The 12658-nt window shown below is 40.3% G+C and carries 10 protein-coding genes; 1 reads left to right on the top strand and 9 read right to left on the bottom strand.

What is annotated here, in order from left to right; all coding sequences use genetic code 11:
* Both QM877_RS08650 and pbp2a read right to left on the bottom strand, forming a co-directional pair.
* On the bottom strand, positions 1–361 hold a 361-nt coding region (locus QM877_RS08650), incomplete at its 3' end, for a sigma-70 family RNA polymerase sigma factor (protein WP_414318155.1).
* Positions 362–533: 172 nt separating this feature from the next.
* Positions 534–2771: a penicillin-binding protein PBP2A gene (pbp2a, locus tag QM877_RS08645; protein ID WP_414318154.1), complete on the bottom strand. Its 2238-nt coding sequence runs from the start codon at positions 2769–2771 to the stop codon at positions 534–536.
* Positions 2772–2859: 88 nt separating this feature from the next.
* Between pbp2a and QM877_RS08640 the strand changes: the two genes are divergently transcribed.
* Positions 2860–3735 (top strand): RluA family pseudouridine synthase, encoded by an 876-nt coding sequence (locus tag QM877_RS08640; protein ID WP_414318153.1) that lies wholly within the window; start codon positions 2860–2862, stop codon positions 3733–3735.
* A gap of 73 nt (positions 3736–3808) precedes the next feature.
* On the opposite strand, the gene gap is transcribed toward QM877_RS08640, so the two are convergent.
* The 7 genes from gap to ulaG form a co-directional block, all read right to left on the bottom strand.
* Positions 3809–4819: a type I glyceraldehyde-3-phosphate dehydrogenase gene (gene gap, locus QM877_RS08635; RefSeq protein ID WP_045762475.1), complete on the bottom strand. Its 1011-nt coding sequence runs from the start codon at positions 4817–4819 to the stop codon at positions 3809–3811.
* Positions 4820–5086: 267 nt separating this feature from the next.
* A complete protein-coding gene (adhE, locus tag QM877_RS08630) occupies positions 5087–7738 on the bottom strand; it encodes a bifunctional acetaldehyde-CoA/alcohol dehydrogenase (protein ID WP_301559940.1) in 2652 nt (883 codons plus the stop codon).
* A 300-nt stretch (positions 7739–8038) separates the two neighbouring features.
* On the bottom strand, positions 8039–8452 hold the full coding sequence (locus tag QM877_RS08625; protein ID WP_049504892.1) for an MORN repeat-containing protein: 414 nt from the start codon (positions 8450–8452) through the stop codon (positions 8039–8041).
* On the bottom strand, positions 8427–8882 hold the full coding sequence (locus QM877_RS08620) for a low molecular weight protein-tyrosine-phosphatase (RefSeq protein WP_414318157.1): 456 nt from the start codon (positions 8880–8882) through the stop codon (positions 8427–8429). Before QM877_RS08620 ends, QM877_RS08625 begins: the two co-directional genes overlap by 26 nt.
* Before the next feature lie 48 nt (positions 8883–8930).
* Complete coding sequence (yajC, locus tag QM877_RS08615; RefSeq protein ID WP_000509386.1) at positions 8931–9251, bottom strand: preprotein translocase subunit YajC; 321 nt, start codon at positions 9249–9251, stop codon at positions 8931–8933.
* A gap of 116 nt (positions 9252–9367) precedes the next feature.
* On the bottom strand, positions 9368–11344 hold the full coding sequence (tkt, locus tag QM877_RS08610) for a transketolase (RefSeq protein ID WP_414318152.1): 1977 nt from the start codon (positions 11342–11344) through the stop codon (positions 9368–9370).
* Between the two features lie 114 nt (positions 11345–11458).
* Positions 11459–12550, bottom strand: coding sequence for an L-ascorbate 6-phosphate lactonase (gene ulaG, locus QM877_RS08605; protein WP_140834575.1), 1092 nt, complete (start codon positions 12548–12550; stop codon positions 11459–11461).
* Between the last annotated feature and the right edge of the window lie 108 nt (positions 12551–12658).

Raw genomic sequence — 12658 nt, 5'->3', positions numbered from 1 at the left:
GCAACTTTCTTCTATAATTACCTAACAAGTCATGAAAGGCATAATAATCATCCAGCCATAAACCTCCTTCTGGTAGGCGATGGCTAATCTCCCCTACTTCTTCGTAGGACATTCGGTCTAGGCGACGCTTTTGACTCTCTTGTTTTCTGACGCTATCAAGGATTCGATTCCGAAATTTTGTTTTAAAGTAGACGTAGAGTTTCTTTTCTTCTTCCACTAGTTCTGGATGGTGTTCTAGAAGTTCATGGAGACAGATCATGCCTTCTTGGTCCCAGTCTTCTTTTTCCCATAGATGAAGATAATAATCTTTTCGGCATCTATGAACAATTCCTTTTACCTTTGCATAATTCTTTTCAAGCATTTGCTTTCCCCCTTTCTCTGCTTGTAGTATAGCAGAGAAAGGAGGAAAGAGGGGCTGTCTTTCCTATCTTGTGTTTTTTCAAGTCTGTAATGTTATGGAAGTTGTAAATGCTGACAAGTGAGAGTGAAAAAAGACAAAGATTTGAATCCTTGTCTTTTAGCTTATAAACGTATTAGTGAAACAGATCTACAATGGTATCCCAAACTGTCTGGGCTTTTTCTTTAATCTTAGCATCTGAAATAGCTTTGCCTGCTTCATCGACCAGATTTTGTGCTCGTCCACGAATATCTGCTAATATATCATCCGACTGCGTACTAGTATCACTTGTAGTTTGTTTCCGTGTGTTTTCTGGTTCAATACCATTCAACTTATAGGCATTTTCAACTGTAAAGGTACTACCTGGTGTATAAGGAAGAATTGTTTCCGCCATACTTCTAAAAATGTGAGCAGCACCATTCGAAGTCGAACCTGCCAGATAATGATTTTCGTCCGTAGTCGGGAAACCAAGCCAATGACTTATCACCACATCAGGCGTATATCCGATAACCCACTGGTCACTTGTATATACTGGGTTAAAAGCTGCTTCAGTTGTACCAGTTTTCCCAGCCATAACATAGTCATCTGGCGAGGAGCTTATTCCTGTACCGTTTGTAAAAGTACCTAACATCATACTGGTCATTTTATCGGCTACTGACTTATCTATTATACGTTTTTGAGAATTTTTGTGAGTTGCAATGACTTGGCCACTCGCATTTTCAATACGAGTAATAAAATGCGCTTCAGGTATCAAACCTTCATTTGCAAACGCTGCATAAGCCTGCGCCATTTGTAGCGGACTTGTCTCCACCCCACCACCTAGAGCTACACCTAGCACACGATCAACATTCGTTAAATCAAGTCCGAATCTTTCACCTGATTCAAAAGCCTTATCGATACCAAGTTGCTTAACTGTCGCTACAGCAGGAAGATTTAGAGACTCGGCTAAGGCTTGATACATTGGAACTTCTGGTGATGTTTTGATCCCAGCGTAGTTGTCAACCTTATAGTCTCCATATTCCATGGTATGATTATCCAATTCTTTATTTAAAGCCCAACCCGCTTCGACTGCTGGTGTATAGACTACTAAAGGTTTAATCGTTGAACCTGGACTTCTTTTGGTCTGGGTTGCATAGTTAAAATTTCTGAAACCTGTCTTATCATCCCCTGCCACTCGACCAACAACTCCTCGAACTCCACCCGTTTTTGGCTCCAAAGCGACACTACCAGACTCTGCATGTGTCCCATCTTCAGCTGTCGGAAAGAGCGAAGTATTTTGATAGATAACCTGCATATTTGCTTGGTAATTTTGATCTAGCTCCGTATAAATTCGATAACCGTTATTAACGATTTCTTCCTCTGTTAGATTATACTTTTCAATAGCTTCATTAACAACTGCATCAAAATAGGAAGGATAACGGTAGTCTGATATTTTCCCTTCATAACTATCTTTCAATTGAGAAGCCATATCAACACTTGCTGCTTCTGCTTCCTTATTTTTATCAAGGTAACCTGCAGCCACCATATTTTGCAAGACAGTATCTCTTCGATTAGTTGAATGCTCAATAGAATTCAGAGGATTGTACAACTCTGGGCCTTTAAGCATACCTGCTAAAGTGGCGGCTTCATCAAGAGTTAATTCCGATGCTGAAACACCAAAGTACTTTTTACTAGCATCCTCAACACCCCAAACTCCATTACCAAAGTAGGCATTGTTCAAATACATGGTTAGAATTTCTTTTTTACTGTATTTTTTGGTTAATTCTAAAGCAAGAAAGAATTCTTTAGCCTTTCTCTGAACAGTTTGGTCTTGTGAAAGATAAGCATTTTTCGCTAACTGTTGGGTAATTGTAGAACCACCACCCGAGCGACCAGCTGTTAGGATTGCTAGGAAAAAGCGACCATAGTTAATTCCACTATTTTTATAGAAGCTTCTATCTTCTGTCGCAATAACAGCATTCTGCAAATCTTCACTAATTTCCGAGAGCTCAACATAGGTTCCTTTTTGGCCTGACAAGGCACCAGCCTCATTCTCTTCTCTATCAAAAATCACCGTTCGTGTTTTCAAAGCATTCTGCAAGTCTGTAACATTTGTCGATTTAGCCAAGGCAAATAGATAAACCCCAACAAACAAGCTTGCACTTAGTCCAAGAATTAGAAAGATTTTGGTCAGATGATAGCGACGCCAAAATTTTCGAATGGGTCCGACTTGCCCAACTTTCTTTCGCCCACCTCTTGACCGTCTTAAATTAGTCGAGGTATTTTCTTCATTATCAGCTTCGTCATTAGCTTCGTCGATTTCTATTTCTTCCATTTCAACTTCTTCTTTTTTAAATAAAGAAAGAAACTTTTCAAATAATGTATCTAATTTCATGCGTTTATTTTATCATCTTCCTCATAGGAAGACAAGAATTTAGCTAGTTTCTCTATCCAAATAATCTATTTTTTGTTACAATATCTGTATGAAATTTACCTTTGTTATCCCTGATTCTCTTCCTGAAATGACTGTCAAAGTCTTCTTGGAAGAACAACTACTCATTCCGAGAAAAATACGGCATTTCTTGAGAATTAAAAAGCACATTCTCATCAATCAAGAAGAAGTCCACTGGCATCAAACTGTCAAAGCTGGTGATGAATGCCAACTGATTTTCGATGAGGAGGATTATCCTACAAAAGAAATTGTTTTGGGGAATCCTAATCTTGTCCAAGAAGTCTACCAAGACCAACATTTGATTATCGTTAACAAACCTGAAGGTATGAAGACTCACGGCAATCAACCAGATGAGATTGCTCTTCTCAATCATGTCACCGCCTATGTAGGCCAGACTTGCTATGTCGTTCATAGACTAGACAAAGAAACAAGTGGACTCGTACTATTTGCTAAAAATCCATTTATACTGCCCATCCTCAATCGATTATTGGAGAAAAAAGAAATCTCCCGCGAATACTGGGCTCTGGTTGAGGGAAAAATAGGAACTAAAGAGCTTGTCTTTCGAGACAAAATCGGTCGCGATCGTCACGATCGTAGAAAACGGGTGGTGGATTTCAAAAATGGTCAATATGCTGAAACTCATGTAACTCGATTGAAACAATTTCAAAACAAAACTAGTCTCGTTCGTTGTCGATTAAAAACAGGACGTACTCATCAGATTCGAGTTCATCTATCTCACCACGTTCATCCAATCCTAGGAGACCCGCTCTACAACCCACACTCAAAAACTAAGAGACTAATGCTTCATGCATTTAAACTTTCCTTTGTCCATCCTCTGACCTTAAACAAATTAAGCTTTACTGCGCTATCAGATACATTTGAAAGAGAATTAAACCAAAATGGATGACACTTTCATCCATTTTTTCTTATAGATACCAAAAAAGCAAGACCAGTTGGCCTTGCTTTTATCAACTCAAGAATTATTTAGCGATTTTAGCGAAGTATTCAAGAGTACGTACAAGTTGTGCAGTGTATGACATTTCGTTGTCGTACCATGAAACAACTTTAACCAATTGTTTACCGTCAACGTCAAGAACTTTAGTTTGAGTTGCGTCAAACAATGATCCGTAAGACATACCTACAACATCTGAAGATACGATTGGATCTTCTGTGTAACCGTATGATTCATTGGCTACTGCTTTCATAGCTGCATTCACTTCATCAACAGTAACGTTCTTTTCAAGAACAACTACCAATTCAGTTACTGAACCAGTTGGTGTAGGAACGCGTTGTGCAGCTCCGTCAAGTTTACCGTTCAATTCTGGGATTACAAGACCGATAGCTTTAGCAGCACCAGTTGAGTTAGGTACGATGTTAGCAGCACCAGCGCGAGCACGACGGAGGTCACCTTTACGGTGTGGTCCGTCAAGAATCATTTGGTCACCAGTGTAAGCGTGGATAGTAGTCATCAATCCTTCAACAACACCGAAGTTATCTTGAAGAGCTTTAGCCATTGGAGCCAAGCAGTTTGTAGTACATGAAGCACCTGAGATAACTGTTTCAGTACCGTCAAGAACGTCGTGGTTAGTGTTAAATACAACTGTTTTAACATCTGATCCACCAGGAGCAGTGATAACAACTTTTTTAGCTCCACCTGGGTGCAAGTGTTTTTCAGCAGCTGCTTTAGTAGCAAAGAAACCAGTTGCTTCAAGAACGATTTCTACACCGTCGTTAGCCCAGTCAATTTGTTCTGGATCACGTTCAGCAGAAACTTTAACGAATTTACCGTTAACTTCAAATCCACCTTCTTTAACTTCCACAGTTCCGTCGAAACGACCTTGAGTTGTGTCATATTTCAACAAGTGTGCAAGCATAACTGGATCTGTAAGGTCGTTGATGCGAGTAACTTCAACACCTTCTACGTTTTGGATACGGCGGAAAGCAAGACGACCGATACGTCCGAAACCGTTAATACCAACTTTAACTACCATTAGTGATTTCCTCCTTATGAAAATCATGAAAATTTTATTGTGAAAAGAGTAACTTGAATCACTACAAATCACCTTTCAACATACCTATTATATAACTATTTGAGTTTAATTGCAAGCGCTGGCCTTGTTTTTCTGATAAGCTTTGGTAATATTTTCATTTCTTTACTTAGCCTCGCAGCCTACTCCAATTCTATGCATTTCTTAATAAAAATATATTCTCTAAGCATAAAAAACCGAGGTTTACCCTCGGTTTTGGCTGATAATCAATTATTTACGACGTCCTGGTCTTTCTTTGTAACCATAGTAAGCATCTTCGATGATTTCTTGCATATGGTCAACCATTGGAAGACGTGGGTTTGCAGGTGAACATTGGTCTTCATAAGCAAGGAAGGCTAATTCACGTGAATGTTCTTTCCATTCTTTTTCGTCAATACCTTGTGCTTTGAAGTTCATTTGGATACCTACGCGCTCTCCAAGTTCGTAGACAGCTTTTGCGTAAGATTCCACCCCTTCTTCTGGTGTAGAAGCTGGAAGTCCAAGCATACGAGCGATATCTTGATATTTCTCATCTGCACGGTAGTAGTTGTACTTAGGCCATGTAGCTGCCTTAGCCGGGCGAGTACCATTGTAACGGATAACGTATGGAAGCAAGATTGCATTTGTACGTCCGTGAACTGTGTGGAATTGCGCACCAATCTTGTGAGCCATTGAGTGAGAAATACCTAGGAAGGCATTGGCAAAGGCCATACCAGCGATTGTTGAAGCGTTATGCATTTTCTCACGTGAGTGGAAGTCTGCATTCTTAACTGAGCTTTCAAGGTTTTCGAATACAAGTTTGATTGCTTGAAGAGCAAGACCATCAGTGTAGTCGCTAGCCATTTGTGATACGTAAGCTTCAGTTGCGTGAGTCAATACGTCCATACCAGTATCTGCAGCAACAAATCCAGGAACTGTCAATACCAAAGCAGGGTCTACGATTGCCACAGTTGGTGTCAATGAGTAGTCAGCAATTGGGTATTTACGGTTGTTTGCTTTATCAGAGATAACGGCAAATGGAGTTACTTCAGATCCTGTACCAGATGTAGTTGGGATCGCGATGAATTTAGTTTTCTTACCAAGCAATGGGAATTTGAAGGCACGTTTACGGATATCCATGAATTTTTGTACAAGGTCACGGAAGTCCACTTCTGGTTGCTCGTAGAAGAGCCACATTACTTTTGCAGCATCCATTGGTGATCCACCACCAAGAGCGATGATTGTATCTGGTTTGAAAGAGCGCATAATCTCAGTACCACGTTCAACTGTAGTGATATCTGGATCTGGTTCTACATCTGCAAAGATTTGGTAAACAACCTTATTGCGACGAAGGTCAAGTTGTTCGATGATACGATCAAGGAAACCAAGCTCTACCATAGCGTGGTCAGTAACGATCATGACACGCTCAACGTCACGACATTTTTGAAGGTATTGAATTGAATCACGTTCAAAGTATGTTTTTGAAGGAAGTTTCATCCATTGCATGTTATTTCTCCGTCTTCCGACTTTTTTGATGTTCAAGAGGTTAATGGCGCTAACGTTATCCCCAACTGAGTTACGTCCGTAAGAACCACATCCGAGTGTCAATGATGGCAAGAAGGCATTGTAAACGTCCCCGATACCACCGAAAGTAGAAGGTGAGTTACAGATAACACGAATAGCTTTAACAGCTTTACCAAATTCTTTAGTCAATTCTTCATCAGCAGTATGGATGGCAGCTGAGTGTCCAAGACCGTTAAATTCAACCATTTGACGAGCTTTAGCAATACCATCTTCACGGCTTTCAGATTTCAAAACTGCGATAACTGGTGACAATTTTTCACGAGTCAATGGCTCGTTTTCACCAACTTCTTTACATTCTGCAGCAAGAATGTTTGTTCCTTCTGGAACAGTAAATCCTGCTTGTTCCGCAATCCAAGTTGCCGGTTTACCAACGATGTCAGCATTCAATTTTGCACCAGCACAGTTTTTGCTGTTTGCTTTCACGCCGAAGCAGAACTCTTCAAGAAGTGCTTTTTCTTTTTTGTTTACAAAATAAGTGTGGTAAGATTTGAACTCTGCTACAAATTCATCGTAAATTTCTTTATCAATGATAACCGCTTGTTCAGATGCACAGACCATACCATTATCAAATGATTTAGACATTACGATATCGTGAGCAGCTTGGCGGATGTTAGCTGATTTTTCAACATAAGCTGGAACGTTTCCGGCACCTACCCCAAGAGCTGGTTTACCACATGAATATGCAGCTTTAACCATGGCATTACCACCTGTTGCAAGGATTGTTGCAACACCTTCGTGGTTCATCAATGCGCTAGTTGCTTCCATAGATGGTTCAGTAATCCACTGTACACAGTTTTCAGGAGCACCTGCTTTAATCGCTGCATCACGAACGATTTGAGCTGCGTGAGCTGATGATTCTTGAGCTGATGGGTGGAATGCAAAGACAATAGGATTACGAGTCTTCAATGAAATCAACGCTTTAAAGATTGCTGTTGAAGTAGGGTTTGTTGTTGGAGTGATACCACAAACAACACCAACTGGTTCAGCGATAAGAGTCAATCCTGTTACATCATCTTCTTCGATAACACCAACTGTTTTAGTGTGGCGCATGTTGTTTACTACGTGCTCACAAGCAAATAGGTTTTTAGTTGCTTTATCTTCAAATACTCCACGTCCTGTTTCTTCAAAGGCATGTAAAGCCAATTCTCCGTGAGCATCAAGTGCTGCAACTGAAGCTTTTGCTACGATATAATCAACTTGATCTTGGTCAAGTTTACGCATTTCTTCAAGGGCAACTAAAGCTTTTTGCACCAAACCATCGACATGCTTTTCAGCAGCGAGTTTCTTTTCTTCTGGTGTTACAGTTTTTTTATCAGCCATATTTTCCTCCATAGCTTTCAAGGACTGTAAGTCCTTTGTTAATTTTTTCACAAGTTTATTATAACTCTTTTTTAAACGTTTGTAAACAGTTTCATAGACATTTCACAAACTTTTTTTATTTGTTTGTGAAAACAATTTCAAATATACCCACACATGCACTTTTTCACTTAAAGTTTGTGAATTATTCCATAAAAGTTTTATTTTTCACAAACTTAGTTGTAAAACAGTCTTGTAAGCCGTTTTTATTTCCATGTAAGCGCTTTCTGTTGTTCTGGAAGAATACCTCCTTCTAGGAGGAGGTTATTGTGCTTGTTGAAATAAACCTTGTTTGAAGTCCCCTTCATAGACTACTTCTTGTTCGGTAGTCAGTTTTCCTTTTCCTTCAGCTTGGCCATTTACAAAGTCTCCCTCATATACCCAACCTGCTTTAGCTTGGTAGGTACCTTTGCCATTGAAGGCACCATTGCTAAATTCTCCAGTATAGGTATCACCGTTTGAGAAGGTAACAGTGCCCTGACCATTCATCTTACCACGAACTAGGCTCCCGTCATAAATAATAGCATCGTTATCAAGCTTAAGAACGCCCTGTTTTGGAAGATTGGTCAGAAATACGAGACCTGCACAGACAACAATGACGATCACTGTCGCAATTTCTAAACGGGGACGTGTTAAATAGACACTATATTTTTCATAGAGTTTTTTTAAATTTTCCATGTTCACTCTCATTTTCTAAGCGACTTAACCAAGCCTGACAACCTGTTAAAACTCGGTCATAAGTTTCTTCAAAATCACCTGTATACCAGGGATCTGGAACGCTTTCAGATGCAAAAGGCTGTATCTTGTATTGTTGATCCTGTGGACACATCTGACGCAAATCAGCGAGATTAGACTCATCCATCCCAATGATATAGTCAAAATACTCAAAATCTTTTTTAGAAATTTGTTGGGAAGTTTTTGAAGTATCATAAGGACCGCCATGACTTCGAAAGATTCCTTGCGTTCCTTTGTGGATTGAATTACCGTGTTCCCAGGAAGAAGTCGCTCGACTTTGAATCTCATATTTATCGGTCAGGGATTTCATTACAAATTCCGCCATAGGACTACGACAAATATTGCCAAGGCAAACAAAAACAACTTTTTTCATCATTGTCCCTCATCTTCATAGAAAAAGGGGTATAAGATTAACCCCGTTTTATTCTTCAATAGCACTGCCTTCTTCGATAACTGCACCTTCAGGTGTGACAGCTTCTTTGACTGGCAAAACTGTTCTAATTGCACCTAATTCGAAAGTCAAGTATACTCCGTCTACATCAAGTACAATCGTTTTGTTTTCAGTATCAACTTCGTCAACTGTACCGTAGAGACCACCGATAGTGATGACTTCGTAGCCTTTTTGAAGTTTGTTGAGGCTCTCCATACGTTTTTCAGCTTGTTTTTTTTGAGAACGTTGCATGAAAAACATCAAGCCAAACATCAAAACAAGCATAATCAAGAATGTTAAATTCCCACCCATTATTTTTTCTCCTTTGTAATTCAGATAAAACTACTATATCAAATTTCACTTGTTTTTACAAGATTGCACCTTGATTTTAGGTCAATAAAAAACCAGAGCAAATGCCCTGATTTTTCTTATTTCAAGTTGTTTACAAGTTCTACTAAGTTTTCAACTGTAAATCCATATTCTGCTAAAACTTTTGGTGCTGGTGCAGACGCTCCAAAGGTATCAATACCAAGAACTGCTCCATCAAGACCAACGTATTTATACCAGTTTTGAGTTGCTCCCATTTCGACTGCTACACGGCGACGAACTGCATTTGGTAAGATTTCTTCTTTGTAGGCTGCATCTTGTGCATCAAATACATCTGTAGATGGCATGCTGACTACGCGCACCTTACCACCTTGACTTGCCAATTCTTTAGCGGCTGCAACAGCAAGATTAACCTCTGAACCAGTCGCAATCAAGATAGTGTCGAAGTCTGCTGCATTTTCATAAACGACATAAGCACCTTTCGCAACCTTGTCAAAGTCTGTTCCTTCCTCAACAGTCAAGTTTTGACGAGTCAAGACAAGAACAGTTGGTGTTTTCTCACTTTTGACTGCTTGATACCAAGCTGCTTGTGTTTCACGTGCATCAGCAGGACGGAAAACATTGAGGTTTGGAATCGCACGAAGACCTGCCAAGTGCTCAATCGGTTCATGAGTTGGTCCATCTTCACCAACTGCGATTGAATCGTGAGTGAAGACATAAGTCACTGGAAGACCTTGTAAGGCTGACAAACGAACTGCTGCTTTAAGGTAGTCTGAGAATACGAAGAAAGTTCCACCATAAACTCGAAGTCCCCCGTGAAGAGCCATTCCGTTCAAGACAGTACCCATTGCAAATTCACGAACACCAAATTGGATGTTACGATTTAAGCGATTTGCATCGTCCTGAAGTCCGTCAGTTTTGATGTAAGTCATATTTGAATGAGCAAGGTCAGCTGATCCGCCAAGGAAGGTTGGTAACTTAGCTGCCACTACATTCAAGGCATCTTGGCTTGAATTACGAGTTGCTTGAGAGAAGCCATTTTCTAAAGCTGGGAAGTCTGCTGGAGTCACTTCAACTGGATCATGTCCATCAATAATGGCTTCTACTTCTGCTGCCAGTTCTGGATGAGCTTCTTTATAATCAGCAACTAATTTTACCCAAGCTTCATAAGCTGATGCGCCACGGTCCGCAACATTTTCCTTGAAATCAGCATAAACTTGTTCTGGGATTTCAAATGGCTCATAGTCCCAACCGAGGGCTTGGCGAGTTGCTGCAGTTTCATCTGCTCCAAGAGGGGCACCGTGTACAGCATTAGTTCCTTGTTTGTTTGGAGAACCATATCCAATAACCGTCTTCACTTCAATCAAAGATGGTTTGCCTGAAGCCTTAGCTGTTTCGATAGCAGCATGAATAGCTTCAAGGTCTGTTCCATCCTCAACCAAGGCTGTATGCCAACCGTAGGCATTGTAACGATCGCGAACACTTTCTGTGAAGGAATCTTTTGTCTCACCGTCCAAGTTGATATCATTTGAATCATAGAGAACAACCAATTTGTCAAGTTTCTGCAAACCTGCATAAGAAGCAGCTTCACTTGATACACCTTCCATCAAGTCACCATCTCCACAGATAACATATGTGTAGTGATCAAAGATGTTATAACCTTCGCGGTTATACTTAGCTGCAAGGAAACGTTCTGCTTGTGCAAAACCTGTCGCAGTCGCAATCCCTTGTCCTAGAGGGCCTGTTGTTGCGTCAACCCCTGCTGTATGACCAAATTCTGGGTGACCTGGAGTTTTAGAGCCCCATTGACGGAAGTTCTTTACCTCATCCATGCTCACATCTTCAAAACCAGAAAGGTGAAGAAGGGCATAAAGAAGCATTGATCCGTGACCAGCTGAAAGAATGAAACGGTCGCGGTTAATCCAGTTTGGTTGAGCTGGATTGATACGAAGTTCTTTAGTGAAAAGGCTGTAAGCCATCGGTGCTGCACCCATTACCACCCCTGGGTGACCTGAGTTGGCTTTATTGATAGCGTCAATACCTAGAAAACGAATCGCATTAACAGATAGATTTGACATAGAATTTCCTTTCTCTTTGAGGTGATAGGTCTATCACATATTCTATTTGTACTATTATATGAAAATTATCCGTATCGTGCAACATACGGATAACCTCCAGAAAAAATTTTTATATTAAAGCAAGGCTTTGAATTGGATATTTGAGTCTTGTTCGAAGCAATCATCAAAACCACGTGGGTGATGATATTCTACTAAGTGTTGGTCTTGAGGATAAGTGTATTTACCACCAACTTCCCAGATAAATGGATGGAAATCGTATTGCAAACGATCTTTTCTCATTTTCCAAAGTTCTAGGATTTCATTGGTAGAAGCCATGAAGTTAGACCAGATATCATAGTGAACTGGGATAATGACTTTAGCACGTAGATTTTCTGCCATGCGAAGTAGGTCGATAGAGGTCATTTTATCTTGGATACCTACTGGGTTTTCACCATAGTTATTCAAAGCAACATCAATTTTGAAGTCTTTGCCATGTTTCGCAAAATAGTTTGAGAAGTGAGAATCTGCACCATGATAGATGGTTCCACCTGGTGTTTCAAAGACATAGTTAACAGCCTTTTGAGCCATTTCTTCATCAGTAACAGCTAAACCAGCAAGTTCGCCACCTGTCTCGTCAGCACCGTTCACTGGTAGCGTTACCAAGCAAGTACGGTCAAATGATTCTACCGCATGAATCTTCATGTCTTTTAGTTCAATAGTATCACCTGGTTTGACAACGATGATGCGTTCTTTTGGAACACCCCATCCTTCCCAGATTCGTCCACAATGGTAAGGACCGATAAACTTAACATGCTCTAACTTAGGATTGTTGAGAATTGCTGCAGCTGTGTATGGGTCGATATGGTCACTATGGAAGTGTGAAACCAAGTAGTAGTCGAGTTCATTGATAGCAAATGGATCGATAACCATTGGCTGAACACGTAAGTTTGGTTGCAATTTACGAACACCTGCCATATTTGCCATTTGGTGCCCACGAACCATATCTTTCACTTTTTTGGTTGATTTTCCACGGTTTGACCAAAGGTCCATGACAACGTTAGCACCACCTGGTGTCTTAATCCAAGTACCACAGTTGCCTAGCCACCACATGGCAAAGTTGCCTTCAGGAACGACTTCTTCTTCGATTTCTTCGTTCAACCATGTTCCCCACTCTGGGAAAGTAGCTAAAATCCATGATTCTCTCGTAATTTCTTTTACGTTTGGCATTTGAAATCCTCCATATTTTGTTCAAGTATTTATTTCATACTTAGTATAACACCGACCGATATATTAAAAAAGACCAAGAAAAACACAGGCTTGTGTTCATCATTGGAC

Source organism: Streptococcus infantis (genome assembly GCF_047463655.1).
Classification (GTDB): Bacteria; Bacillota; Bacilli; order Lactobacillales; family Streptococcaceae; genus Streptococcus; species Streptococcus infantis_Z.
The sequence above is the reverse complement of the archived record's forward strand: the minus strand, read 5'-3'. Positions and strand labels throughout refer to the sequence as shown.

Coding starts and splice junctions, on each gene's coding strand:
- pbp2a (WP_414318154.1), bottom strand. CDS start 2,771: ATGAAATTAGATACATTATTTGAAAAGTTTCTTTCTTTATTTAAAAAA.
- QM877_RS08640 (WP_414318153.1), top strand. CDS start 2,860: ATGAAATTTACCTTTGTTATCCCTGATTCTCTTCCTGAAATGACTGTC.
- gap (WP_045762475.1), bottom strand. CDS start 4,819: ATGGTAGTTAAAGTTGGTATTAACGGTTTCGGACGTATCGGTCGTCTT.
- adhE (WP_301559940.1), bottom strand. CDS start 7,738: ATGGCTGATAAAAAAACTGTAACACCAGAAGAAAAGAAACTCGCTGCT.
- QM877_RS08625 (WP_049504892.1), bottom strand. CDS start 8,452: ATGGAAAATTTAAAAAAACTCTATGAAAAATATAGTGTCTATTTAACA.
- QM877_RS08620 (WP_414318157.1), bottom strand. CDS start 8,882: ATGAAAAAAGTTGTTTTTGTTTGCCTTGGCAATATTTGTCGTAGTCCT.
- yajC (WP_000509386.1), bottom strand. CDS start 9,251: ATGGGTGGGAATTTAACATTCTTGATTATGCTTGTTTTGATGTTTGGC.
- tkt (WP_414318152.1), bottom strand. CDS start 11,344: ATGTCAAATCTATCTGTTAATGCGATTCGTTTTCTAGGTATTGACGCT.
- ulaG (WP_140834575.1), bottom strand. CDS start 12,550: ATGCCAAACGTAAAAGAAATTACGAGAGAATCATGGATTTTAGCTACT.